The sequence below is a fragment of the Paenibacillus sp. 1-8 genome, from assembly GCF_056316205.1.
The window spans coordinates 4,918,225-4,942,569 of record NZ_CM149995.1; the positions used below are offsets into that span (position 1 = coordinate 4,918,225).

The 24,345-nt window shown below is 48.5% G+C and carries 26 protein-coding genes; all 26 read right to left on the bottom strand.

The window, feature by feature from the left end:
• Positions 1 to 18: 18 nt before the first annotated feature.
• On the bottom strand, positions 19 to 465 hold the full coding sequence (fabZ, locus tag AC0WRU_RS22590) for a 3-hydroxyacyl-ACP dehydratase FabZ (protein ID WP_476126377.1): 447 nt from the start codon (positions 463 to 465) through the stop codon (positions 19 to 21).
• Between the two features lie 912 nt (positions 466 to 1,377).
• Positions 1,378 to 1,590 carry a DNA-directed RNA polymerase subunit beta gene (locus AC0WRU_RS22595; RefSeq protein ID WP_476126378.1) on the bottom strand — a complete coding sequence of 71 codons (213 nt, stop codon included), beginning with the start codon at positions 1,588 to 1,590 and terminating at the stop codon, positions 1,378 to 1,380.
• A 10-nt stretch (positions 1,591 to 1,600) separates the two neighbouring features.
• Positions 1,601 to 2,428 (bottom strand): flagellar hook-basal body protein, encoded by an 828-nt coding sequence (locus AC0WRU_RS22600; protein WP_476126379.1) that lies wholly within the window; start codon positions 2,426 to 2,428, stop codon positions 1,601 to 1,603.
• Between the two features lie 13 nt (positions 2,429 to 2,441).
• Entirely contained in the window at positions 2,442 to 3,326 is an 885-nt protein-coding gene (locus AC0WRU_RS22605) for a flagellar hook-basal body protein (protein WP_476126380.1), read from the bottom strand.
• A 122-nt stretch (positions 3,327 to 3,448) separates the two neighbouring features.
• Positions 3,449 to 4,447 (bottom strand): rod shape-determining protein MreB, encoded by a 999-nt coding sequence (mreB, locus tag AC0WRU_RS22610; protein WP_476126381.1) that lies wholly within the window; start codon positions 4,445 to 4,447, stop codon positions 3,449 to 3,451.
• A 172-nt stretch (positions 4,448 to 4,619) separates the two neighbouring features.
• A complete protein-coding gene (gene spoIIID, locus AC0WRU_RS22615; protein ID WP_476126382.1) occupies positions 4,620 to 4,907 on the bottom strand; it encodes a sporulation transcriptional regulator SpoIIID in 288 nt (95 codons plus the stop codon).
• Between the two features lie 201 nt (positions 4,908 to 5,108).
• Positions 5,109 to 5,849 carry a peptidoglycan DD-metalloendopeptidase family protein gene (locus AC0WRU_RS22620; RefSeq protein WP_476126383.1) on the bottom strand — a complete coding sequence of 247 codons (741 nt, stop codon included), beginning with the start codon at positions 5,847 to 5,849 and terminating at the stop codon, positions 5,109 to 5,111.
• Positions 5,850 to 5,919: 70 nt separating this feature from the next.
• On the bottom strand, positions 5,920 to 7,350 hold the full coding sequence (gene spoIID, locus AC0WRU_RS22625; protein WP_476126384.1) for a stage II sporulation protein D: 1,431 nt from the start codon (positions 7,348 to 7,350) through the stop codon (positions 5,920 to 5,922).
• Positions 7,351 to 7,585: 235 nt separating this feature from the next.
• Entirely contained in the window at positions 7,586 to 8,935 is a 1,350-nt protein-coding gene (gene murA / locus AC0WRU_RS22630) for a UDP-N-acetylglucosamine 1-carboxyvinyltransferase (protein ID WP_476126385.1), read from the bottom strand.
• Between the two features lie 324 nt (positions 8,936 to 9,259).
• Positions 9,260 to 9,511 (bottom strand): DUF1146 family protein, encoded by a 252-nt coding sequence (locus AC0WRU_RS22635; RefSeq protein ID WP_025683770.1) that lies wholly within the window; start codon positions 9,509 to 9,511, stop codon positions 9,260 to 9,262.
• A gap of 350 nt (positions 9,512 to 9,861) precedes the next feature.
• The gene (locus tag AC0WRU_RS22640) at positions 9,862 to 10,275 is read right to left on the bottom strand and encodes a F0F1 ATP synthase subunit epsilon (RefSeq protein ID WP_476126386.1); all 414 of its coding nucleotides are present in this window, start codon (positions 10,273 to 10,275) and stop codon (positions 9,862 to 9,864) included.
• Positions 10,276 to 10,345: 70 nt separating this feature from the next.
• Positions 10,346 to 11,746: a F0F1 ATP synthase subunit beta gene (gene atpD / locus AC0WRU_RS22645; protein WP_025683772.1), complete on the bottom strand. Its 1,401-nt coding sequence runs from the start codon at positions 11,744 to 11,746 to the stop codon at positions 10,346 to 10,348.
• Between the two features lie 122 nt (positions 11,747 to 11,868).
• Positions 11,869 to 12,735 (bottom strand): ATP synthase F1 subunit gamma, encoded by an 867-nt coding sequence (gene atpG, locus AC0WRU_RS22650; RefSeq protein ID WP_044646224.1) that lies wholly within the window; start codon positions 12,733 to 12,735, stop codon positions 11,869 to 11,871.
• Between the two features lie 241 nt (positions 12,736 to 12,976).
• Positions 12,977 to 14,491 (bottom strand): F0F1 ATP synthase subunit alpha, encoded by a 1,515-nt coding sequence (gene atpA, locus AC0WRU_RS22655; RefSeq protein ID WP_025683774.1) that lies wholly within the window; start codon positions 14,489 to 14,491, stop codon positions 12,977 to 12,979.
• Between the two features lie 19 nt (positions 14,492 to 14,510).
• Positions 14,511 to 15,056: a F0F1 ATP synthase subunit delta gene (locus AC0WRU_RS22660; protein WP_476126387.1), complete on the bottom strand. Its 546-nt coding sequence runs from the start codon at positions 15,054 to 15,056 to the stop codon at positions 14,511 to 14,513.
• On the bottom strand, positions 15,053 to 15,541 hold the full coding sequence (gene atpF / locus AC0WRU_RS22665) for a F0F1 ATP synthase subunit B (RefSeq protein WP_476126388.1): 489 nt from the start codon (positions 15,539 to 15,541) through the stop codon (positions 15,053 to 15,055). Before atpF ends, AC0WRU_RS22660 begins: the two co-directional genes overlap by 4 nt.
• 109 nt (positions 15,542 to 15,650) lie before the next feature.
• Positions 15,651 to 15,875, bottom strand: coding sequence for a F0F1 ATP synthase subunit C (gene atpE, locus AC0WRU_RS22670; RefSeq protein WP_014278475.1), 225 nt, complete (start codon positions 15,873 to 15,875; stop codon positions 15,651 to 15,653).
• Positions 15,876 to 15,980: 105 nt separating this feature from the next.
• Positions 15,981 to 16,805 (bottom strand): F0F1 ATP synthase subunit A, encoded by an 825-nt coding sequence (atpB, locus tag AC0WRU_RS22675; protein WP_476126389.1) that lies wholly within the window; start codon positions 16,803 to 16,805, stop codon positions 15,981 to 15,983.
• A 29-nt stretch (positions 16,806 to 16,834) separates the two neighbouring features.
• The gene (locus tag AC0WRU_RS22680) at positions 16,835 to 17,215 is read right to left on the bottom strand and encodes an ATP synthase subunit I (RefSeq protein WP_044646220.1); all 381 of its coding nucleotides are present in this window, start codon (positions 17,213 to 17,215) and stop codon (positions 16,835 to 16,837) included.
• The gene (locus AC0WRU_RS22685; RefSeq protein WP_025683780.1) at positions 17,208 to 17,462 is read right to left on the bottom strand and encodes an AtpZ/AtpI family protein; all 255 of its coding nucleotides are present in this window, start codon (positions 17,460 to 17,462) and stop codon (positions 17,208 to 17,210) included. The genes AC0WRU_RS22680 and AC0WRU_RS22685 overlap by 8 nt, the downstream gene beginning before the upstream one ends.
• A gap of 171 nt (positions 17,463 to 17,633) precedes the next feature.
• The gene (gene wecB / locus AC0WRU_RS22690; RefSeq protein WP_476126390.1) at positions 17,634 to 18,803 is read right to left on the bottom strand and encodes a non-hydrolyzing UDP-N-acetylglucosamine 2-epimerase; all 1,170 of its coding nucleotides are present in this window, start codon (positions 18,801 to 18,803) and stop codon (positions 17,634 to 17,636) included.
• 109 nt (positions 18,804 to 18,912) lie between these two features.
• Positions 18,913 to 19,542 (bottom strand): uracil phosphoribosyltransferase, encoded by a 630-nt coding sequence (gene upp, locus AC0WRU_RS22695; RefSeq protein ID WP_013312332.1) that lies wholly within the window; start codon positions 19,540 to 19,542, stop codon positions 18,913 to 18,915.
• Between the two features lie 355 nt (positions 19,543 to 19,897).
• Entirely contained in the window at positions 19,898 to 21,163 is a 1,266-nt protein-coding gene (locus AC0WRU_RS22700) for an ABC transporter substrate-binding protein (protein ID WP_476126391.1), read from the bottom strand.
• 15 nt (positions 21,164 to 21,178) lie between these two features.
• Positions 21,179 to 22,015 (bottom strand): carbohydrate ABC transporter permease, encoded by an 837-nt coding sequence (locus AC0WRU_RS22705; protein ID WP_476126392.1) that lies wholly within the window; start codon positions 22,013 to 22,015, stop codon positions 21,179 to 21,181.
• Entirely contained in the window at positions 22,015 to 22,896 is an 882-nt protein-coding gene (locus AC0WRU_RS22710; protein WP_476126393.1) for a carbohydrate ABC transporter permease, read from the bottom strand. Before AC0WRU_RS22710 ends, AC0WRU_RS22705 begins: the two co-directional genes overlap by 1 nt.
• 164 nt (positions 22,897 to 23,060) lie before the next feature.
• Positions 23,061 to 24,311: a serine hydroxymethyltransferase gene (locus AC0WRU_RS22715; protein ID WP_476126394.1), complete on the bottom strand. Its 1,251-nt coding sequence runs from the start codon at positions 24,309 to 24,311 to the stop codon at positions 23,061 to 23,063.
• Between the last annotated feature and the right edge of the window lie 34 nt (positions 24,312 to 24,345).

Below are 24,345 nucleotides of genomic sequence, written 5' to 3' on the forward strand. Positions count from 1 at the left end.
TATGTCGGTAGAGCTTATTTATTGGGGAGGGTCTGATAAAGCAAACATAATTTCGCCCTCAGCTACTACCGTCTCGCCTACTTTAGCCGTAGCTTTCCCTTTGCCAAATGAGCCTTTGGAACGGGTAATTTCCACTTCAAGCGTTAGTGTATCCCCAGGGACCACCTGTCCGCGGAAACGGAAGCCATCCAGCCCTGCCAAGAAACCAATTTTGCCGCGATTTTTCTCTAGGTGCAGTAATGCGACAGCCCCAACTTGAGCCAGTGCTTCAGTGATCAACACACCAGGCATAACGGGATATCCCGGAAAATGTCCGATGAAATGAGGCTCAGTCATCGTTACATTTTTAATACCTACTGCTCTTTTCCCTTCCTCCAGTTCAATAATACGGTCCACCAACAAAAATGGCGGTCGATGCGGAATAATCTCCTGAATTTGATTAACATCCAATTGCAATTTGTCCATTTATCTTAATAGCTCCTCCCGCTTGCACGGTTTAGGCCCTATCACAAAATAGAGCCACTGCAAGCATAATATTACCCCGCCTGCGCTGCATAAAAACAGCTCAAAGCGGTAACAATGTTAGATATCCTTCACTTACTGCAGAAGTGAAGGTTGAGATAAGGGGCTTTTTCCGCCGGTTATGCAACCAGAGGCGCGAAGAGGCCCTTTTGCCCGTGCTTGCTCTTACCCCGCAGTGTTATAAACTTCCCCATCATTATACAGTTATCAGATGTAAAAAGAAAATTACGCGGAAGTACCATATTGGGTGCTCCTATTATGGGGTGAAGCGGAGCTTCAATTTGAGTCAAGGGGGAGAGGGCTTCGGGGATGGATCATTCTTCCGATCGCTGTTAACCCCGGATTTTTTCATTGTACAGGAGATTTAAAGGGTAAAATCCGGGGTTAAAGGCGAACGCTGACGCTTCTTCAGAACGATTCCATCCCCTCCGCCAAGTTACTTTTGGCTCAAAAAGAAAGCTCGCTTCAATAATGCTCGCTTGTCGTAAAAAACGAAGGAACAAACCGAAGGCCCCTGCGATTGCCTTCATTGGCTGCAAGCTGTCCGAGCTACGTTTGAAGGCTCCTGTCGTTAAAGGCACAACAAAACCCTGTGCCGCTGGCACAGGGTTTTGTTGTTTTATATACTACCCACACAAATTGCGGGTTGATTTACCTTAACAAGAGTGGGCTCTGATGGCGGGTAGTCAGCGGAGCGGGCAGAATTGTTCTGGAGAAGCGCAGCGTTTGCCTTTATCCCCGGATTCAAACCTCCAATGGTTTATAATCAAAAGGAATCCGGGGATAACAGCAATCGGAAGAACAATCTGCACGCGGAGCGGTCTTTTCCCGCCACCTCACTCTTTTAAAGTAAACTTAAGGCGCAAATATAAGATCAATGACATGCTGCCAGGTCTTCCATTCAAATACGCCTGCCAGTCCTTGCTTGCCTACGATCACATATCCTGCAATCAAACCACCCAACAGCGAGAAAAAGAGCAGCAACGGAATTACGAAATAACGGGCGGTACGCCAGCGGGACTTCGCCTTTTCAGGCACCGGACGGGAATTGGGTTGTTCTTCTTTCATCACCAAATCCCTATGCCCTCAGATTGTTGGCCAGGTTCATCATCGTATCGCTAGAGGTTAGCGCCCGCGCCGCCAATTGATACATCCGCTGAACTTGCATCATGTCCGTCATTTCACCCGCTAAATCCACATTGGACTCTTCCAGATAACCGGAACGTACAGATACGTCCGGTGGAACAGCGCCCGCTACACCTGCCGCACCAAATACATTCGCTTCTGTCACACCATTTGCTAACACGAACAGGTTATCATCCCGCTGTTCCAATCCTTCTGGACGTTGCACATCCATCAGCTTGATTCGCTGACCAACTGTCGGATTTCCCGTTCCATTTGGGCGAATGAGCAATTCACCGTCCGGGTTAATCGCTACCTTGGAGCCAGACGGAGCAGTTACAGGAACATCATTGTTATCCAGCACTTGATAGCCTTCAGAAGTTGTCAGCAACATCGTTTTGCCGTCATTCGGATCTGGAACAAACTGAAAGCTGCCGTCACGCGTCCAAGCCTTCTGTCCATTTCCCTGAACTTCGAACATGGCATTGCCCTGGATCGCAAGATCGGTAGGAAGGCCCGTCTCTTTAAGCGGTCCCTGCTCCATATTTTTCATAGCCGAGGCTACTTTCACACCGTAGCCCAGATTATAGCCAAGCGGCATAGCCCGTCCATTTTGGAGATACGTTGAAGGCTGCTGCTGCACATTGGCCAGCACATCTTCAAAAGAACCCTGTTTACTCTTATAACCAACCGTATTGACATTGGCGATATTATCGGCAATCAAATCCAGGCGCTGCTGCACACTGGCCATAGACACCATTGCGCCGATCATGGAGTTGTTCATCACTTACCCCCTGTTATACACGGCCTACTTCATTAACGGCCTTGTCCAAGCTTTTATCATAAAATTGAATGACCTTCTGATTCGCTTCGTACGCTCTTAACGCAGCCATCATATCCACCATCGACTGCGAAGCGTCTACATTGGATACTTCCAGATAGCCTTGGCGGACAGATACCACATCATTCGCAGTCATCGTTCTGGCCGTGGCTCCGTCCGTATCATTCAGACGAAAATTCCCGTTCCCTTCACGAACGAGCTGGTATGGACGGTCAATGACACTGATTCCGAGCGTCGTTCCCAATGTCTGATTGGAGTCTTTGTCCACCAATTCGCCTCGCTCATTTACTTTAAGCGCTGAAACAGCCCCCGTCAATCGAATCGGCTTGCCATTCGTATCCAGCACTGCTGAACCAGTCGACGAGAGCAACGCACCCGTTCCATTTACCTGAAAATGCCCATCACGTGTATAGCGTACATTACCGTTATTGTCCCGAACCGTAAAAAACGCTTCCGGACGATAGGTGACTTCACCGTTAGCATTGATGAATTTCCCCGCCTGATCAAAAGCCATAGGCTGACCGGTTGCCGGGTCGTTCACGTTAATATTGGACTGTATTGCGAAATCCGTAGCTTGTCCGCTATCCTTCAATGCCCCCTGAATGTAAGGGGAGAGGCTTTCCTCAGCAAAAACGCCAGTATTGAGCTTGCCGACCGTACGGTCCGGGTTATTCGGATTGCCCCCGGTCATCGAAATAAGCATTTCGGGAAAAGAACGCTGAACACTATTTTCCTGCTTGTATCCCGGTGTGTTCATATTGGCAATATTTTGCGTCACGGTGTCATGGCGTCGTTGTTGCGTTGTCATTCCGGCGGCCGCAGTATATAAACCTCTTAACATGTATCGTGCACCCCAATCCTGTACTCTCCTGGTCAAACATCTGCTCGTACGGAGGCATGGAAGCCAAAACCTAGATAGCCTGCCTGACCGCACACGAGTCTCTTATAATCACTATCGGCAGATTAGAACTTTTTCTTAACGACATGATCTAAATTATCCAGCATAATTCCTGTGCCCTTGACGACACAATGCATCGGATCTTCAGCAACCAGTACCGGAACACGCAGTTCCTCGGCAAGCAGCTCGTCCAAACCGCTTAGCAACGCGCCGCCGCCAGTCAAAATAACACCACGATCAATGATGTCTGCTGACAGTTCCGGTGGGGTCTGCTCCAATACAAACTTGGCCGCAGCCACAATCGCTGATACAGGATCTCTGAGCGCATCCTGCACTTCAGCCGCAGAAATACTTAACGTTTTAGGCAATCCGGATACCATATCCCGCCCCCGGATGTCCATTTCTGCCTGTCGTCCGCTCGGATGCACGGTACCGATGGCGATTTTAATATCTTCCGCCGTACGTTCCCCGATCAAAAGCTTGTACTTTGTTTTCACATATCTCATGATGGCAGAATCAAACTTGTCTCCTGCCATTTTAATGGAAGAAGCCGTTACTACATCCCCCATAGAGAGGACCGCAACGTCTGTTGTTCCACCACCAATATCCACCACCATATTGCCACTAGGCTCAAAAATATCCATTCCTGCCCCGATGGCAGCTGCTTTTGGCTCTTCCTCCAAAAATACTTCTCTGGCCCCGCTACGCTCCGCCGCTTCACGAATCGCTTTTTGTTCCACTGAGGTGATGTTCGTCGGCGCACAAATCAGAATACGAGGGTGGCTGTACCAGCTTTTTCCCCCTACCCGATTGATAAAATATTTTAGCATCGCTTCGGTCACTTCAAAATCGGCGATGACACCGTCGCGTAGTGGACGGATGGCTATGATATTACCGGGAGTACGTCCAACCATACGGCGCGCTTCCTCTCCGACAGCCAGAACTCTTTTTGTATCGCTTTCTATTGCAACAACGGAAGGTTCGTCAAGAACAACCCCCTTCCCTTTGACGTGGATAAGCACGTTGGCCGTACCGAGGTCGATACCGATATCATTACTGAACATATTAAGAAGGCCCCCAAAGTGATATTTTAAAAAGCTGAGATTCGACAAGAAGCGGCAAATATATGTATAAACCTACGGTTACATGTCATTTTTCGATCTTGTACCATCTTTTAACATATCATACTTCAGGGGGTTGATTCAATGGCTTTGCCAGCCAATTCACTATATATTTTTAGGACTTGCCTGAAACGAGGATCTCCCTACTTTTGCCGCTCGTTTTTTTGTACTTGATTTTCGTTGCTTCCCCTCCCCGCAGATGGCGGATGGATTTATGGTATTCGAGAATGTGCTTCACCTGATCTGCAAGGTCCGGGTTGATTTCAGGCAGCCGTTCGGTCAGATCTTTATGCACCGTGCTCTTGGAGACACCAAATTCCTTGGCAATCGTACGGACCGTATTCCTTGTTTCCACGATACAGCGACCGATTTTGATGGTCCGTTCCTTGATGTAATCGTGCACGCTCCCGCCTCCCTACTGTGGATAGTTTGGTACATTATATGAGGAGCGTGCCTATATATTCGCGGTTTGGCGGGAAGACATGCTTCGGAAGGCCTATTTATTTGGCAAAAGCAACTTATGTTTACCTTATGCACAAAAACTACACAAGAAAAAAGCAGGGAATATGGATTCCCCGCTTTGTATGCAAAGCCATGACCAAATTTATTTCTTAGGAAGCAGACCTGCTGGATTCACCGGCTTGTCATCCTGGTACACTTCAAAATGCAGATGTGTTTTCAAATCCTTTTCAAGCTCGTTACGACCCGCTGAAGCAATCACATCGTTTTGTTTCACTTGATCGCCTTCTTTTACTTTCAGATCACTCAAGCTTTGATACACAGTTTTGAGATTATTATCATGCGTGATTTCTACGACATTACCTACCAGCGGATGTTGTTCCACACGAGATACTTTGCCACTCAGGGCGGCTCTCACTTCAAACGCCTGATCGTCGGCCCGAGAAAGATCAATCCCGGTGTTGGCGGTAAAGGTTTTATCGTACTCTACCATCGCAGCCGCCTGTTCGTCAGCTGTCGCGTTTTCGTCAAAGAATGGCTTTACGACCTGTACTGCGGCAGCATCCACCACCGGCCATGCGAGATTTTCCGACTGGGCAACGACTTCCATGCTTTCAGGCTGTTGCCCTGTGACATCGGTATTGATCGTTGTTGTATTCTGTACCGATGAATTAGTTGGGTCAGGTTTGAAAGACTTCTGGCTGGCATCCTGATAGACCCACACTAAAGTTAGTATAATGGCAGCTGCGGCAATGTAGGCTGCCGGGTATGCCCACCTTTTGGACAACAGCTTTTTCCATGAAGACGGCCGTGAAGCCCTTCCACCCTGAAAGGTTTTGGGTGTTTCTTCATGATTTTGATTCTGGTTTTTATTTTGTTCACTCATTTGCTCATCACCTCAGTAACCAGTGTTACCGGGTGCAACTCTTTTATACTTCAAAGTTTTGAAAAATTTACTAACTTAGAATACGAGAGGCTTGGGCAAAGGAAACGCCCGTATAATAGTGAAGGAGAATTTGAGTGGCGGTATGTCCTTCCTTGGCCATTCCGTTAGCTCCCCATTGGCTCATACCAACTCCATGTCCGTAGCCGTAGGTTGTAATGGCGATCCGATCCCCTTCCGCCTTCCACGTAAATTCAGCAGAACGCAGCCCCAGCTTATTTCGGATTTCCAGTCCTGTAAAAACAGTGCCTCCTACTTCGATCTGCTTGATCCGATGCCCTTTTGTCTTGGAAAGTACCCGAATTTCCGGCATACTCCCTCCTCCAGTAGAAGCGGCTATCGCCGTACGGCTCAATCCCAATCTATCAAACACATTCTGACGGCTCAGTGTGATGGTTTCTGTATAACGGGGGGCCAACTGCTTGTCCCATGGACTTGATACGCTCCGTAAATAGGGCACAGCCTTGGCCCATACATCCTCTGAATTTTCAGTATAACCGTTACTGGTAGAAAAAAAGGAAGCGGTAATCGGTTTGCCCTCATATACCATGATCGTATCCTTGGTGTCGCGTACAGCCTGCCGGATTTTGGCCAGTTCTGCGGATTTTCCAGAATGCCCCCACTCTCTATTAAGTTTGGCTTTGGAAATGTAAGCTTGGTGCTTAACCGTATCGGTCACATCCGCTCCCGCCGGAGCGCCGCTGGTGTCATCAGCCAGCAAACGGCGGGCAATGAAGGTACGCGCGGCAATGGCCTGCGCCTTCAACGCCTCGCCCTCAAAGCTGGGCGGCATTTCGGCGGCTACTACGCCGACAATGTATTGCTCCAGCGGCAGCGTCTCCGTGCGCCCAGTGGACGTGACGTATACCCGCACGTCCGGCTCTGCCGCCACTGGTACGCTGCGCGCTGGCGCGGCGGGCACCGCAGGCATGGGTGGGACGCCCGGCAGGCGTGTAACGGGCGCCTCGCCCTTCGCAACCGCTGGCGTAGCCGTGCGGTTACCAGGCGGCAACGGCTGCGCCGTGTGGCGTGGCCACGCCATTAGTGCGGGCACCACCAGCGCTAGCGCAAGCAGGCCCGCCATAGCCGCGGCGGGCAGCCACGGGCGATGGCTGCCCCAGCGCGGTACATGCCCGGTGGCAGGCCGCAGATACGGCAGCGGCACGGACGGCTGGCTGCCGCGTGCGTCGCGGGTCGTAGCTGCCCCGGGGGCGAGCGACGACGCCGGGATAGAGCGCTGCGCGGGAGTGACCGCCGCCGCACGTCGGGCGGTGAGGGTCACTCTATCAAGAGCTAACGCGCCCGGCGGAACGGTCTGCTGTTGCACAGGACGCCCTGCCTGTGCAACAGCTATAGAGCCGTGGCTGTCTCCCGCAGGTGAAGCCCGGCGATGTTCCTTGGCATGATGAATGGGTATACGAATACGAACCTGTGAATCTTTCATAAGCTGAAACCTCCATCAAAGGGCTAGAGTCCGGCTGGAAGCAACGATATGCTCCAGCAGATATTTTCAATCATATGAGGTCGTCCACTTTGATAGAACCCTTTTAAGAGAACTGAAAGAATGAAAAAGACAGGCTGAAAGCATAAAAAAACCAAGTCCATAATAGACTTGGTTTCTCACTTGTTCGTAAATATTACAACATGTAGTAGCCGCATGAGGCTATATACGCTAAAGCTTAGGCCAGGGAAGGCTGAATCTTAAACAGATTCCCTGATGCCGGTTCTGGTATGGCGCGCTCAGCACTGGAAGCATCCAGCTTGGGCTCTTCAACCGTTACTCTGTAAATATCCGCGCCTAACCCGGTCAGCTTCTCAGCAAGATGAACATAACCACGGTCGATGTGATGTACGCCGGAAACCTCCGTTGTACCTTCCGCAATCAGTCCAGTCAGAATCAAGGCAGCACCTGCACGCAGATCTGTTGAGGTCACTTTTGCACCTGTCAATTTAGCATTGCCGGTTACAATAGCGGAACGGCCTTCAACTTTAATCTCCGCATTCATCAGATGAAATTCATCCACATGCATAAAACGATTTTCAAACACGGTTTCCGTGATAATGCTGGTTCCTTCAGCGGCAAGTTGAAGTGCCATCATCTGAGACTGCATATCCGTAGGGAAACCAGGATAAGGCAATGTTTTAACATCAACGGCCTTTAACGGTTTATCCGAAATTACGCGAATTCCATTTTCATCCGGTTGAATGGTTACACCCATTTCTTCCATCTTGGAGATAACCGGTCCCAAATGGTCCGATATCGCGCCCTCTACATATACGTTCCCGCCTGTGATCGCAGCAGCAACCATGTAAGTACCTGCTTCTACCCGGTCGGGAATGACCGTATGCTTCACACCGTGCAGCTTTTCAACGCCTTCAATGCGAATAACGCCTGTACCCGCACCGCGCACCTTGGCACCCATACCGTTCAGGAAATTCGCAAGATCGACGATCTCAGGTTCCTTGGCAGCATTTTCAATGGTGGTAATGCCCTCCGCTAGAGTAGCGGCCATCATAATATTTTCGGTCGCACCTACGCTGGCTACATCCAAATAAACTTTGGCTCCGCGCAGACGTCCGTTACTTTTAGCTTCAATAAATCCCTGGCCCAGACTAATCTCGGCGCCCAATGCTTCAAAACCCTTCAAATGCTGATCAATCGGTCGCGTACCAATTGCACATCCGCCCGGAAGCGAAATTCTTGTGTGTCCCATACGTGTAAGCAACGGCCCCATAACCAAAAACGATGCGCGCATTTTCCTAACCCACTCGTAAGGGGCTTCACAGGAAATTATCTTCCGCGCGTCAACACGAATGACCTCGTCTTGGTATGTAACGCCTGCTCCTAAGGACTTCAGCACTTTGTTAATGGTCATCACATCATCTAGAGGAGGTGCATCAATGATAACACTTTCTCCTTCTTCTCCTAAAAGAGAAGCGGCGATGATCGGCAGAACTGAGTTTTTGGCTCCGCTGACTTTGACACTCCCGGTCAATCTGTTGCCACCGCGGACGATAAATTTGCTCATCTATGGTTCCCTCCGCGCGTCATTTCCCTTTTCCATCATGGAAAAAAAGAACATATTCCGCTATTTTCATGCCTTGCTTTTTCATTACATAAAAAAACAAGAATTTACTAATACCCTAACTGCCATCATAACACTGATTAAATCAAGTATACAAGCGTTTTTTACACATGACGACTAATGTGTTTCTAGCCTGCTCGACCAGCTATACACATATAGTTCTTTTGTTTACCATTGTTGACAATATGGCACGATGTTATTCGACAATTCCCGCAGATACGCGGCCATAAAGTCATATAACCCGCCCTCTTCATGTTAAAACACATTCTAAAGCATCTGGCTCCATGAGATATAGCTTAACAGAAATCCGGACACCAGTTGTCCCAAAATAATGGCAAGAAACAAGTGCAGCAATCTGCCCTGTGGTCCCTTTGGATGCCTGATGAACAAATCCAGCTTTAAGCTCTGTAAGGCCCACCAAGCTAACGCTATACAAATGAGCGACACGATCATGGAGACCAGCGCGGTCATACTCGCCGATTGACTTAACTGTTCAGCCAATTGCTGCTTCCCGTTCATCCGTAATCCCTCCCACCTGCGTCACAGACTTCTTTATAATACTCGGCGAACGCCTAATATGCCAGTGCTAATTCTATTTTCAGGACAATTATTTCGACAAAATACGAACATTTTCTTCTGTTTCGTGAATTTAAAAGGTACTATGTACCTAGCTATTAAGCAAGAAATAGGACTGTATTTTTGGAAATCATATCTAAAAAAAGAGCTCGATCACAGTGATCGAAGGAAGGAAAAGGCTACCTCCTCTTCTTCTGCCGGAACATCATTTGGCAGAAATTATGAATCGGTCTCCCTGTCATTCCATCCGTATACCATGCCGAACCCTTTTACAATCCAGTTAAAACCCAATATTAATTTTTATTGGTTCTGATGCTTGTTGCATTCAGACGGTTAAGTGCCCGTTGCAGGGCTACCTCCGCCCGATGATGGTCTACTTTCTCCTGCTTGCTCTGGAGCCGCAGCTCTGCCCGCTCCCTTGCCGCACGGGCACGCTCCACATCAATATCCTCGGAACGCTCCGCACTTTCAGCCAAAATGACCACTTTATCCTTGCGGACTTCAACAAAGCCCCCATTGACTGCAATCACTTCTGTCTGACTGCCAGTTTTAATACGTACCGGCGCAATCTTCAAGGGAGTGACCAAGGGAAGGTGTCCGGGTAAAATCCCGAGATCGCCTTCCGAGCCACGAACACTGATGCTGTTTACCTGTTCTGCAAAGACCAGGCGCTCCGGCGTCACAATCTCCAACAAATACGTGCTCACTTGAATCCCTCCTGAAAGCTGCCCGCAGACAGCTCACTTCGTAAGGCTCGGCTACTCTTCGCCTATATGCTTACAGCGTTTTGGCTTTTTCTACCGCTTCTTCGATGGCTCCTACAAAAAGGAAAGCCGCTTCTGGAAGATGATCATACTTGCCTTCCAGAATTTCTTTGAAGCTTCGTACAGTTTCTTTAACCGGCACATATTTACCTGGGAAGCCGTTGAACGCTTCGGCAACATGGAAAGGTTGGGACAAGAAACGCTGGATTTTGCGCGCACGGGCTACCAGCATTTTATCTTCTTCACTCAGCTCATCCATACCCAGGATGGCAATGATATCCTGAAGTTCGTTATAACGGGCCAAAATTTGTTTTACACCTTGGGCTACATTGTAATGCTCTTCACCCACAACTTCCGGAGACAAAATCCGGGAACTCGACGCGAGTGGATCAACCGCTGGGTAGATACCCATTTCGGAAATTTTACGCTCCAGGTTTGTCGTTGCATCCAAATGGGCAAACGTTGTAGCAGGAGCCGGGTCAGTGTAGTCATCCGCAGGTACATAGATCGCCTGAATGGAAGTAACAGAGCCTTTTTTAGTAGAAGTAATCCGTTCTTGCAATTGACCCATCTCAGTTGCCAGCGTAGGCTGGTAACCTACTGCCGAAGGCATACGTCCCAAAAGGGCGGAAACCTCGGAACCCGCTTGGGTAAAGCGGAAGATGTTATCAATAAAGAGCAACACGTCACGGCCTTCCTGATCACGGAAATACTCCGCCATCGTCAGACCCGTAAGGGCAACACGCAAGCGCGCGCCTGGAGGCTCGTTCATTTGTCCGAACACCATCGCTGTTTTATTGATAACGCCGGAATCTCTCATTTCATGGTACAAGTCATTTCCTTCACGTGTGCGTTCACCAACGCCTGCAAATACGGAAATACCACCATGTTCCTGAGCGATATTGTTAATCAATTCCTGGATGGTTACGGTCTTACCCACACCAGCACCACCAAACAATCCGACTTTACCGCCTTTGGCGTAAGGAGCCAGCAGGTCGATAACTTTAATGCCGGTTTCGAGCATTTCTGCTTGAGTTGTCAATTCATCGAAGGCAGGAGCCTGACGGTGAATCGGATTTCTAGCTGTTTCACTCAAATCAGTACCATTATCAATTGGCGTTCCAAGTACGTTAAATACGCGTCCTAGAGTTGCTTCACCGACAGGTACCGAAATAGGTGCTCCCTGATCGATTGCTTCAACTCCACGAACCAGACCATCTGTGGAAGACATGGCAATACAACGCACACGGTTGTCACCAAGGTGTTTCGATGCTTCGAGCGTCAGGTCAACTTTGACACCGTTCTCCAGCACAGTCCCAATATGAATGGCATTCAGGATTTCCGGAAGCTGTCCGCGTTCAAACTCAACGTCGACAACCGGACCCATGATGCTCACTACGCGTCCTTTGTTCATCTTTTGGTTTCCCTCCTACAAGCTTGCACAGCCGCAAATCCGAACTACACGATTTGTTTTGCGCCCGCAAATTATCATATTAGTATAGGACCAGCTATACAGCAGTCCGCAAAAAAAGCCCATTAAGACTGGGCACTTGCCCCTGCCACGATTTCCGTAATTTCCTGGGTAATAGCCGCTTGACGAGCACGGTTATAGGTCAGCGACAGCTCACCAATTAGCTTCGTAGCATTTTTAGTGGCAGAACCCATTGCTGTCATTTTTGCTCCCAGCTCACTCGCCTTACCGTTCAGCAAAGCACCATAGATGAGTGTTTCCGCGTATCGCGGCAACAGCACTTCCAGCACTCCTTCCGGTGACGGCTCATACTCATAGTTAATCGAGGATGCAGCAGCAGCGGAATCCGGCGTCGCCATAGGCAACAGACGGTCAACGGTTGGAATCTGAGTCAATGCATTAACAAAGCGGTTATAGCATAGATACAGCTCATCAAATTCTTTGAGCTCAAAACCCTGCACAGCTTTGTTGGCAATCGTCTTGATATCTGCAAAAGCAGGTGTATCCGACAGATCTGTTACCGACTCGGCAATAGGAAACTCGCGGCGTCTGAAATAGTCCCGTCCTTTTCGTCCAATAATGAAAATTGTAAATTCATCCTGTGAACGGTGACGTTCCGCAATTGTTTGTGTAACCTGCCGCAAAATGTTGGCATTATAACCACCAGCCAGACCACGATCAGATGTAATGATGAGATATGCCGTCTTTTTGACCGGACGCGATTCCAGCATCGGGTGCTTAACGTTGTTTGACCCCGCAGCAATACTGGTCACAACTTCCCTAAGCTTTTCCGAATAAGGACGAGCCGCCTCAGCCTTCTCCTGAGCTTTTCTAAGCTTGGATGCAGCTACCATCTCCATCGCTTTCGTAATCTGCTTCGTACTCTGCACACTTTTGATCTGACGTTTAATCTCGCGCATACCTTTTGCCATGATTTCACCACCTTCAAGCTTTGGCAAAGCCAAAGCTACTTCGTAAGCATTCACTTAGCTTTGACAAAGTCAAAGCTTACTTCGTAAACCGGTTCTGGATATCCGGCTGTCCATGATGAAGGACAGCCGGACTAATCATAAAGGGCCTGTTATTGAGGATAAAACATGCCAAGGAAGCCACAGCCCGGAGGGCACGCTTCCTTAGGACACTTCTCGTCATAAACTGGCAAATTCCAATGGTTTAAACCGACGTGGCAAATGATTTTTTGAATTTCTCGATAGCTGCTTTGAGAGCCGCATCGTTATCAGGTACCAAGTCTTTTGTATCACGAATAGATTGAAGAATATCTTGATGATCAGACTCCATATAAGAAAGGAAGTCTTTCTCAAAACGTTTTACATCCGCTACAGGAATATCATCCAGGAAGCCTTTTACCGCAGTGTACAAGCTCACAACCTGTTGCTCTACAGCCAGCGGCTGGTTAACACCCTGTTTCAAAATCTCCATCATACGCGCACCGCGATCCAGACGGGCTTTGGTGGACTTGTCCAAATCGGAACCGAATTGGGAGAACGCTTGAAGCTCACGATATTGGGCGAGATCCAGACGCAGGGAACCTGCAACCTTTTTCATCGCTTTGATCTGAGCCGAACCACCTACACGGGATACAGAAATACCTACGTTAATGGCCGGACGTTGTCCTGCATAGAACAAGTCAGCTTCGAGGAAGATTTGTCCGTCTGTGATGGAAATAACGTTCGTTGGAATATAGGCAGATACGTCGGAAGCCTGTGTTTCGATGAATGGCAACGCAGTTAGCGATCCGCCGCCTAACTCGTCATTCAGTTTCGCTGCACGTTCCAGCAAGCGGGAATGCAGATAGAAAACGTCACCTGGGTATGCCTCACGGCCCGGTGGACGACGCAGCAACAGGGAAAGTTCCCGGTAAGCTGACGCTTGTTTGGTCAAGTCATCGTATACAACCAACACATGCTCGCCTTTGTACATAAAGTACTCACCCATAGCGCAGCCAGAGTAAGGTGCGATATAGAGCAATGGTGATGGGTCGGAAGCTGCCGCTGTAACGACAATCGTATATTCCAAAGCACCATGACGACGCAAGGTTTCAACGACTTGAGCTACCGTAGATTGCTTTTGGCCGATGGCAACATAAATACATTTCATGCCGCTGCCTTTTTGATTCAAAATCGCGTCAATCGCAATAGAGGTTTTACCTGTTTGACGGTCACCGATGATCAGCTCGCGTTGGCCGCGACCAATCGGAACCATCGCATCAATGGCTTTGATACCCGTTTGCATAGGCTCATGTACCGATTTACGGGCCATAACGCCTGGAGCCTGACTTTCTACGGGGCGGAATTCCGTCGTAGCAATCGGGCCTTTACCGTCTACTGGTTGTCCCAGCGGATTTACGACACGTCCGATCAATGCTTCCCCTACAGGAACCTGCATGATCTGACCTGTACGTTTCACTTGGCCGCCTTCACGGATATCGGAGAATTGACCGAGAATAACAACACCGACATTGCTTTCTTCCACGTTGAGCGCCAAGCCCAAAACGCCGTTTTCGAATTCAACCAATTCACCGGACATGACTTTTTCCAGTCCGTAGACGCGGGCAATACCGTCGCCGACTTCAACAACAGTGCCGACTTCAACGACCTCGATATCATTTTTATATTGTTCAATCTGACTTTTAATCAATGAACTGATTTCTTCAGGTTTGATACTCAAGTGTGTTCACCCCTATCTTCTATACTCGTCTGTTAAAGGATTTCTCGAGACGATCCAGCTTACCGGCCAGACTGCCGTCGTACAGTGTATCGCCGATAACCACTTTCAATCCGCCCAGCAGACTCGGGTCCACTATGTTTTCCACACGGATTGTTTTATGTTCACGGGCTCCGAATTGCTCGGCTACCGCTGTTTTTTCCTGCTCACTGAGCGCATAAGTGGAATACACCTTTGCATGGGCAAGTCCCAGCTTGTACTCCTGAATATCGAGGTATCCAGCGAGAAGAGATTCGAACAAATCCGCTCTGCTACGCTGGATCAACAGCTTAATCGTGTTGATCACCGGGGCAGACAGCTTGCCCTCAAAACTGTTAGCCAGAACCTGAAGCTTGACCGCTTCCGTAATGTTAGGAGAGTTGATGAACTTACGGATTTCAGCATCCCCGGAGACAGCTTCTACAAAAGCACGAAGCTCTTGCTCGGTCTCCATAATGGTTTGCTCTTGCTCCGCCACTTCAAACAAAGCTTTTGCATACCGTTTGGCAACTACCGTATCCCGGCTCATGCTTTGCCTCCTACCTCTTTAAGGTACTGATCAACAAGCTCTCCCTGGACTTGGTCTTCCTTGATTTCTTTTTGAATCAGCTTGGAAGCGATTTGTACCGAAGCCCGGCCCACTTCGCTGCGCAGCTCGGCAACTGCCTTATTGCGCTCGCTTGTGATCTCACGAACAGCTTCGTCTTTCAGGCGGACAGCTTCGTCCTTGGCCTGAACGATAATTTGCTCCGCTTGCTTGCTACCTGTTTGTTTCGACTGCTCAATAATATCGTAGGCTTCTTTACGTGCCTGTTGGAGAGCCTGCTTTTGCTCCTCAACATAGGCAGTAGCCTGTTCACGCGTCTGTGCCGCTTCATTCATTTGCTTCAAAACAAGCTCACGCCGCTTCTCCATGATTGAAAAGAGGGGGCCGAATGCATAACGGGTCAGCAACCAGTACAAGATCAAAAATGCAACTATAGTAAAAACGATACTTGTCCAATTAAAATGCAATTGAAGTCACTCCTTTCCGGTGAACGTCAGTCCTAGTTATCTCTTAAGCCAAGCAACAAAGAAGGCGCGGATGGCTGTGCCTTCCCCGCCAAACCTTGCTTCCATTTAATTAAGCTGCTGCGTAGAAAATGAATGCCAGGACGACACCGATGATTGGCAGTGCTTCGACCAGACCTACACCGATAAACATGACAGTTTGCAAAGAAGCTTTTGCTTCTGGCTGACGAGCGATACCTTCAACTGTTTTACTTACGATCAGACCGTTACCAATACCTGCGCCGAGCGCACCCAAACCTACTGCGATAGCTGCTGCTATTAATGCCCAAGCTCCCATTTTAAAAATCCTCCTTAGAGATGTGTATTTGTGTTGTACATGTATTTGCAGTTAAGAGCGAAGCGCACTCCTGAACTTAACTAAAAACCGGAAACTGAAAATTACCTAATGCTCTTCTTCATGTGTATCGATTGCCTGTGAAATATATACGAACGTCAAAATGGTAAAGACGAACGCCTGGATACTGCCGACAAAGATACTGAATCCTTGCCATACAACCAGTCCCAATACGGAAGCAATCCATCCTCCAAAGCCAATTGCCGTCAATTTCAGCAGTACACTAATCAAAACCTCGCCGGCAAAAATATTACCGAATAGACGCATACCATGTGTCAAAAGTTTCGAGAACTGCTCAATCAGGTTAATTGGCAAAAAGAAAGGGAATGGCTGAATGTAATGCTTGAAGTATGCTTTGGTGTTACGGAAGATTCCCAGGAAATGAACCAGGACAAAGATCATCAATGCCAGACCAATGGACACCCCTGCATCTGCGGTAGGTGATTTCCACCAGTTGACACCCACGTGGGCAGCTTCGCCCGGATGAGACGCTTGTGCCTGTTCTAATGCTTCCTTGACTGGAATGATTTCATGTCCAAATACTTGGGCACTTTGCGCATTATCGAATTCGGTCACAATCCCGAACGGTAAGCCCAGCATATTTCCGACAAAAATGAACATGATCAGCGTCATCCCCAAGGAGAGGAATGGCTTCCCTTTTTTCAAATCCATCGTGCTGGTAATCAGTCCTTGAACGAATTCTACGACCCATTCCATAAAGTTTTGCAGCTTGCTTGGATTGTCTACAGACAAATTGCGTGTTGCAGCAAAAGCCAGTCCAAACACAATCGCGCAAGTTACAAAAAGCATAATAATGACGGACAAGTCAATGTTAAACCCGCCCAATTCGATAATCGGTGATTCATGCAACATGTTTTCTCACCCCTTTCTCAGTTGAGCCATCATTTTTCCTGTAGCGCGAATATGATGCCTATAATTAAAAGAAGAAACTGTCCAGTCACCAGGCTTGCCATTACAGCGATCTCATGGAAATAGGCCGGGAATTCTATCGCCAGCACCACCGCCAAAATAGAGGTCGCTACACGAACTCCAAAGCCGATACCAACCCTTTTCTTCTTGCCTTCACCGGCGGCCGCACTCGCAACCTGTCGAATTTTGTAGGCCATATACAGCACATTAAGACAGCTTACTCCCGTTCCCAGAATGATTCCGTGAGCAATGTCACGATGTTGGGGCATGAAGGCGGAGACCAGGAAACACAGAGCCATAATACAAAGCGCTACGATCCATAACATTTTTTGCATTCGGGTCATCTCACTCATGGTTATCCCTCAATACCTTTCCGATCACAAGGGCAATACTCAATGCGCCTACAACCAAGCCTGCGAGAACGCTTACGCCAATCCAAATTCCGGAGCCACCAAGTTTGGCGTCAAGCCACTTTCCGGCATAAAAACCACCCAGTGTGCATACCGCCAAATCAATGCCGATAGCGCTCACCAGTCCAATTGCCTTGAAGGCATTTCCGGTGTTATTTCGGTTGTTGTTTTGCTTGGAAGGTTTGACCACTTTTCCATGTCACCCCTGCAATTCCAGTCCATTTTACTTAAATATAAGATGCTTTGTCAATTGAGATATTTTAGCGCCCTAAAGTATAAAATCAGTCGACAAAGCATCTTAAAATGCCGTATCCCTTGGTAACCGTACAGTTTAACTGTATGCTTGCCTTGTAAAGAATAATTATATCGGACGAACACCTTTTGTGAACATTGTGTGAAATTCTTCAGGACGTTCGGATTGAACACCATAATGGTGCAAAATCGCATTGACAATTCTTACTGATGCCTGTCCATCGCCGTAAGGATTCGCTGCCTGGCTCATAGACTCGTACAACGCGGAATCCGTCAAAAGTGCCTTGGTCCGATTGTACACGTTCTCTTCGCTCGTACCCACCAGTTCCAAGGTACCCGCTTCAATGCCTTCCGGTCTTTCAGTCGTATCGCGCAGCACCAGAACAGGTACTCCGAACGAAGGCGCTTCTTCCTGAAGACCACCGGAATCGGTAAGAATGAGATGAGTGTGCGGATAAAAATTGTGTAAATCCACCACATCCAGCGGATCAATCAGCTTAATACGCGGATGGTTGCCTAAAATCTCAAATGCAGGCTCCTTCACAGCCGGACTTGGATGAACGGGATACACAATAGCAATATCCTCAAACTCGTCCGCGATCCGTTTGACCGCACTAAAAATTTGGCGATGTGGTTCCCCCTGGGACTCCCGGCGGTGTGCCGTCATCAGAATCAGACGCTTGCCTTTAGCCCATTCCAGCACCGGATGCTCGTAATCCTGGCGAACTGTGTACTGAAATACGTCAGTCACTGTATTCCCTGTTACATATATTCGCGATTCAGGTTTATTTTCCTTCCGCAAATTCCCAGCCGATAAAGATGTAGGAGAAAAATGAAGATCAGACAGCACTCCTGTCAGTTGACGATTCATTTCCTCAGGATACGGAGAAAGCTTGTTCCACGTACGCAAGCCCGCTTCCACATGCCCTACTTCGATCTGTTGCATAAAGGCCGCATAGCTGGCCAGGAAAGTCGTCAGCGTATCGCCGTGAACGAGTACAATATCCGGCTTTGCCTCACGTAATACAGGCTCTAAACCTTGAAGCACACGGATCGAAATTTCATTAAGCGTCTGACGATCTTTCATTACATCCAGATCATAGTCAGGGTAAATATTAAATACCTCCAGAACCTGATCGAGCATTTGGCGATGTTGAGCCGTTACGCATACTACAGACTCGATATGCTCGGGGTGACGTTGAAGCTCCAAAATAAGAGGAGCCATCTTAATCGCTTCCGGACGCACGCCAAAAATAGTCATCACTTTGATTTTGGACATTTTCTGTTGAACCCCTTTTCAAAATAAACGCCCGACTCCAAGATCGTTCTCCTATAAAAAACGACTTGTCCGTAACGTCCATATATTATGCCGAATGACCAGAGGCCGTTTACTTGGTTCCGTACAAACGGTCTCCCGCGTCACCAAGACCAGGAATAATGTAGCCGTGATCATCCAGACGCTCGTCCAGTGCAGCAACATAAATGTCTACATCAGGATGCGCATCCTGAACAGCCTTGACTCCCTCGGGAGCGGCAATCAAATTCATCATTTTAATTTGGGTGCAGCCTCTCTTCTTCAACACATCAATAGCCGCGATCGCCGAGCCGCCTGTTGCCAGCATCGGATCAATCACGATCAATTCACGCTCAGTCACGTCTGTAGGCAGCTTCGTATAGTATTCCACAGGCTGCAATGTCTCGGGATCACGGAACAGTCCCACATGCCCTACCTTTGCTGCCGGCAGCAGTTTAACGACGCCATCCAGCATACCCAGGCCTGCACGCAAGATCGGAATGAGGCCCAGCATACGACCGGAAATCACTTTACCTTCCGTCTCAGCAACTGGTGTCTGCACCGTAATGCTTTCCAGCGGGATATCCCGCGTAATTTCATAAGCCATCAATGTTGCTACTTCATCCACCAGTTCGCGGAAATCCTTGGTGTTGGTCCGCACATCGCGGATAAATGTAAGTTTGTGTTGGATCAAAGGGTGATCACAAACCACCAGTTTTGCCATGATATATTCCCTCCGGTATTATCGTCACGTTCTTTCGCACCAGAATATCGAACATCCTGTATGGAAAGGATCTATGTAACCTATTTGTACAAACCAAATAAGCACAGATGCAATGCGTGCCTGTAAATCCTGTTTATTATAACATTCCCTTGATTGATTTAACACCTGCCACCGCAACCTTTTGTCAAGAGGAAGATATGACAGGTAAAAAGCATACTTCGCCCACTTCAGGGGTGACTTTTGTCATACAAAAAGTGCATAAAAAAGGCTCTGACGGCACTTGACCGTCAAAGCCTTTGAACTTCGGACTACCCACCCAAGCTACAGGCGTTGTGTCCTGATACAGCTCAATCTTTTATCTAAACTTCAAATTGTCCCATGCCCCCTGAAATTGCCGGAGCATTTCCTCCTTCGTAATAACCCCTGCAATATAGGCCTGCATGCTGCTGCTGAGATCCTGATTCAGCCCCTTAGGGAAGCGTTGAAAGTTCCAGCTCCATATCTTGCCTTCCTTCACATGCCTGGATATCTCGGCACCCAGATCACCTGTCGTCTCGTCACTGGAGGGGATGCTTCTAAAGGCGGGTACGAATTTGAACTCCTTGGTGATGTAATGCTTGCCCGTTTCCGAAGTGACCAGCCAGTTGAGAAAATCCTTTGCTTCCTGCTTCACAGGCGAATTTTTATTCACTACCCAATTGGATGCCACACCCACAGCGAGTCTGCTCCCTTCGGACGAATCATTATCAATGGGCGTGGGCAGGATGCCCAGATTCAGATCCGGGTTAATTCCATCCATTTGCGGCTGAGTCCAGTTCCCTTGGTGCATCATCGCAGCCTTGCCTGTCGCAAACAACGTCACCTGTGTATTGTAATCCGTCGTAAGCGGGTTACGGTTACCGTATTTCACGGTCAAGTCAAGCAGCTTCACCCACTGATCAAACACAGGGTTACCGGGGATGCGGGCCATTCCCTTGTTTAAATTCTCCACATATGTCTCAGGGTTCGGCTGTCTGGCAAACGGGATATTAATAAAATGGTTCCCCAGCACCCACCATTCCGCATACCCGTTAGCAAACGGTATAATCCCCGCAGCCTTCAGGCGTTTAGCCGCTTTTTCCAGCTCATTTATCGTCTGAGGAAGCTTGGTTATGCCCGCCTTTTTGAACAAATCCTTATTATAAACAAAACCAAAGCCCTCCAGATTCATAGGCTGCCCGTAAATCTTACCGTTAACGGTCATCGGCTTGCGGGCGAAATCATCCAAATCCTTGACCCATGGCTGATCCGACAGATCCTCCAAATACTCAAACCACGTATCGCGGTCCTGGTATCCTTCATTCGTGAAAATATCCGGCTGATCTCCCGATGCGAATTTGGCTTTCAACGAAGCTCCGTAATCCGTTCCGCCTCCGACAGACTGTATATCCAGCTTGATGCCCGGATGTGTTTTTTCATATTCTGCCTTCAGCTTGTTCAGCGGCTCCGAAATTTCTACCTTGAACTGATAGATGTGTATTGTCTTCGTCCCGCCCTGTTGGGCCTGCGTATTTCCGCAACCCGAAAGCGTACACGCGAGCAACACGATCAGAGAAAGGACAAGCAGCGCCGTTTTGTTCATGGATTATCCCTCCCGTCAGCCTTTGACCGCACCGGCTGCAATGCCGGAAACGATGTATTTTTGCATCACCAGAAAAAACACAACAATGGGCGTAATCCCTAACACCAGCGCTGGCAGTGCCAAATCCCATTGCTTGGTATACTGGCCGAACAACATATAAGTGGCAATGGGAATCGTGCGTAGCTCAGGATCATTCAAAATAAGCGAAGGCAGCAGATAGTCATTCCAGATCCATAAAGTATTTAAAATAAGCACGGTTACAAACATGGGTAGCAGCAGCGGACAAACGATGCGAAAGAACACACCGTACCGTGAGGAACCGTCCACCCTTGCGGCCTGCTCGACCTCAATAGGCACCGATTTAATAAAGCCATGGAATAAAAAGACGGATAAAGGCGCTCCAAAGCCCAAATAGCACAATATCAGGCCCGATATGCTATTGTTCAGGCTGAGTACGTTGGACACCTCCATCAGAGGCAGCATGATGGATTGGAAGGGAACCACCATGGCAGCCACGAGCAGACCGAACAGGAAGCGATTAAAACGTGTATCATGCCGAACCATCTGGTAAGCAGCCATCGAGCTGATTAGCAGCAGAAGTGCATTGCTGACAATTGTGACGATCAACGAATTCCCCAGTGCTGTAGGAAAATTTATTTTATTCCAGGCATTCGCGTAGTTCTCAAAATGGAAGGTCATCGGCCACGAGGCGGAATGAGCCAAAATGTCGCCAAAGGATTTAACGGAATTGACGAGCAAAAAGTAGAACGGAACCAGAAAGATCAACCCGATCACAATGAGCAGGATTTCAGCAGCCCATGTGCCCAAACGGTAGTTTGATGTTTTTCCCATTACATTTCGACCTCCTTTTTCTTCGTCAGACGCACCTGAATGCTGGTAATGATCGCAACGATGACAAAGAAAATAATGGCTTTGGCTGTACCCAATCCAAGACGGTTATTTGTAAACGCTTCATTATATATGTCCAACGCAACAGACTCCGTCGACTTGAAGGGTCCACCCTTGGTCAGCGCCAAATTCAACTCAAATACTTTAAAGGACCAGGATATCGCCAGAAACAGGCAGACGGTTACGGCTGGCATAATTAACGGCACCACGATATGACGCAAAATCTGTCTGCGACTCGCACCGTCAATCTGGGCAGATTCTATAAGAGCATGAGGGACATTATTTAACGAGGATATGTAAATAACCATGAGATAGCCAGCATATTGCCATACAAATACAATGACGGTTCCCCAGAAAGCGGTCGGCCCGTCACCAAGCCACGGCAGATTGAAGAAGGACAGTCCTGTAGCCTCTCCCACCGCAGAAAAGCCGCGCACAAAGATAAACTGCCAGATGAAGCCCAGCAGCAAACCGCCGATCATATTAGGCATAAAAAATACAGTACGCAGCGCATTACGGGTACGCAACGGCTTTGTAAGAGCATACGCCAGGAAAAAGCCGATCAGGTTGGTCAGAATCACACCACATACGGTAAAACGGACCGTGAACCAGAACGCATTACGGAAGTCCGGATCATCCCTGAAAATGTGTACGTAATTCCCTAACCCGAGCCACTGAACATTTTCAGATACTCCATCCCAGTTCGTCATGGAATAATACAGACCCAGCAGGAATGGAATGACCATAATCAAGACGAAAAACAACGCCATCGGTCCTACAAATATAAGCTGCTGTAACAACTGCGCGGATTTTCTTTGACTCAATGCAATCACTCCTTTGTTGTAGATCATGAAGGAAAGCGCAACAAATCCTTACCGTAATCGCTTATTACCCAAAAATGTAAGTTTCGAGTCGTTAGAAATCAAAAAAAGACTGTTTCTCCTCCGGCTTACGGAAGAAAAACAGCCTTATCAAACAAGTAAATAGATTAGTATTGAGTACCTGGGTAGATCGGGAATTTGTCTGTCAGTTCGCCAACAGCTTGGCTGGCTTTAGACAATACCGTATCATCCTTCGGATTTTTGAGGGTTTCAGCAATGATTTTACCGATTTTGACCATAGCCTCTTCATCCATACCACGGGATGTTGCAGCAGGTGTACCAATGCGGATTCCGCTGGTAACGAATGGACTGGTCGGGTCGAAAGGAATCGCGTTTTTGTTGACCGTGATGCCCACGGAATCCAGTACATGCTCCGCTTCTTTTCCAGTGATGTTCAAGTTACGCGTGTCCAGCAGCATCAAGTGATTATCCGTACCGCCGGATACAATGTTAATGCCTTCAGCCAGCAATGTCTCAGCCAGCACCTGGGCGTTGCGAACTACGTTTTGCGCATAGGTTTTGAAGGAAGGCTGGAGTGCTTCACCCAAGGCAACGGCTTTGGATGCGATCACATGCATCAACGGACCCCCTTGAGTACCTGGGAAAATCGCTTTATCAATTGCTTGTGCCCACGCTTTGCGAGTCAGAATCAGCCCCCCACGCGGACCACGCAGCGTTTTGTGTGTCGTTGTTGTAACAAATTGAGCATGCGGAACCGGGCTTGGGTGAATACCCGCTGCCACAAGACCCGCGATATGTGCCATATCGACCATGAACAGAGCGCCCACATCGTTGGCAATGGAGGCGAAGGCTTCAAAATCAATGGTGCGCGGGTACGCGCTCGCTCCGGCTACAATCAGACGAGGGCGATGCTTGAAGGCTGCCTTGCGCACTTCATCATAGTCGATGCGGAAGTTGTCTTCGCGTACGCCATAAGCGGCAAAGTTATACAGCAAGCCGGAGGCGTTAACCGGACTTCCGTGTGTAAGATGGCCGCCGTGCGCCAGGTTCATACCCAGTACGGTATCTCCAGGTTTAAGAGCTGCCAGATATACCGCCATGTTCGCTTGCGCTCCAGAGTGAGCCTGTACGTTAGCATGCTCTGCACCGAACAGTTCTTTGGCACGGTCGCGTGCAATGTCCTCGACGATATCTACATGCTCACAGCCACCGTAGTAGCGTTTGCCCGGATAACCTTCAGCATATTTATTCGTCAATACGGAGCCCATTGCTTCCATTACCGCTTCGCTGACGATATTTTCGGATGCGATCAGCTCGATATTGTGGCGTTGTCGTTTCAGTTCAAGTCCCATTGCTTCCAGCACTGCCGGGTCACTTTTACGCAGATGTTCCATCATGATTGATTACTCCCTCTCCATGGTCAATTGTCAG

Bases quoted from the DNA above. Each gene is read 5' to 3' on its own strand.
- fabZ (WP_476126377.1), bottom strand. From the start codon at position 465: ATGGACAAATTGCAATTGGATGTTAATCAAATTCAGGAGATTATTCCG.
- AC0WRU_RS22595 (WP_476126378.1), bottom strand. From the start codon at position 1,590: ATGAAAGAAGAACAACCCAATTCCCGTCCGGTGCCTGAAAAGGCGAAG.
- AC0WRU_RS22600 (WP_476126379.1), bottom strand. From the start codon at position 2,428: ATGAACAACTCCATGATCGGCGCAATGGTGTCTATGGCCAGTGTGCAG.
- AC0WRU_RS22605 (WP_476126380.1), bottom strand. From the start codon at position 3,326: ATGTTAAGAGGTTTATATACTGCGGCCGCCGGAATGACAACGCAACAA.
- mreB (WP_476126381.1), bottom strand. From the start codon at position 4,447: ATGTTCAGTAATGATATCGGTATCGACCTCGGTACGGCCAACGTGCTT.
- AC0WRU_RS22620 (WP_476126383.1), bottom strand. From the start codon at position 5,849: ATGAGTGAACAAAATAAAAACCAGAATCAAAATCATGAAGAAACACCC.
- spoIID (WP_476126384.1), bottom strand. From the start codon at position 7,350: ATGAAAGATTCACAGGTTCGTATTCGTATACCCATTCATCATGCCAAG.
- murA (WP_476126385.1), bottom strand. From the start codon at position 8,935: ATGAGCAAATTTATCGTCCGCGGTGGCAACAGATTGACCGGGAGTGTC.
- AC0WRU_RS22635 (WP_025683770.1), bottom strand. From the start codon at position 9,511: ATGAACGGGAAGCAGCAATTGGCTGAACAGTTAAGTCAATCGGCGAGT.
- atpD (WP_025683772.1), bottom strand. From the start codon at position 11,746: ATGAACAAAGGACGCGTAGTGAGCATCATGGGTCCGGTTGTCGACGTT.
- atpG (WP_044646224.1), bottom strand. From the start codon at position 12,735: ATGGCAAAAGGTATGCGCGAGATTAAACGTCAGATCAAAAGTGTGCAG.
- AC0WRU_RS22660 (WP_476126387.1), bottom strand. From the start codon at position 15,056: ATGAGCCGGGATACGGTAGTTGCCAAACGGTATGCAAAAGCTTTGTTT.
- atpE (WP_014278475.1), bottom strand. From the start codon at position 15,875: ATGGGAGCTTGGGCATTAATAGCAGCAGCTATCGCAGTAGGTTTGGGT.
- atpB (WP_476126389.1), bottom strand. From the start codon at position 16,805: ATGTTGCATGAATCACCGATTATCGAATTGGGCGGGTTTAACATTGAC.
- AC0WRU_RS22680 (WP_044646220.1), bottom strand. From the start codon at position 17,215: ATGAGTGAGATGACCCGAATGCAAAAAATGTTATGGATCGTAGCGCTT.
- wecB (WP_476126390.1), bottom strand. From the start codon at position 18,803: ATGTCCAAAATCAAAGTGATGACTATTTTTGGCGTGCGTCCGGAAGCG.
- upp (WP_013312332.1), bottom strand. From the start codon at position 19,542: ATGGCAAAACTGGTGGTTTGTGATCACCCTTTGATCCAACACAAACTT.
- AC0WRU_RS22700 (WP_476126391.1), bottom strand. From the start codon at position 21,163: ATGAACAAAACGGCGCTGCTTGTCCTTTCTCTGATCGTGTTGCTCGCG.
- AC0WRU_RS22705 (WP_476126392.1), bottom strand. From the start codon at position 22,015: ATGGGAAAAACATCAAACTACCGTTTGGGCACATGGGCTGCTGAAATC.
- AC0WRU_RS22715 (WP_476126394.1), bottom strand. From the start codon at position 24,311: ATGATGGAACATCTGCGTAAAAGTGACCCGGCAGTGCTGGAAGCAATG.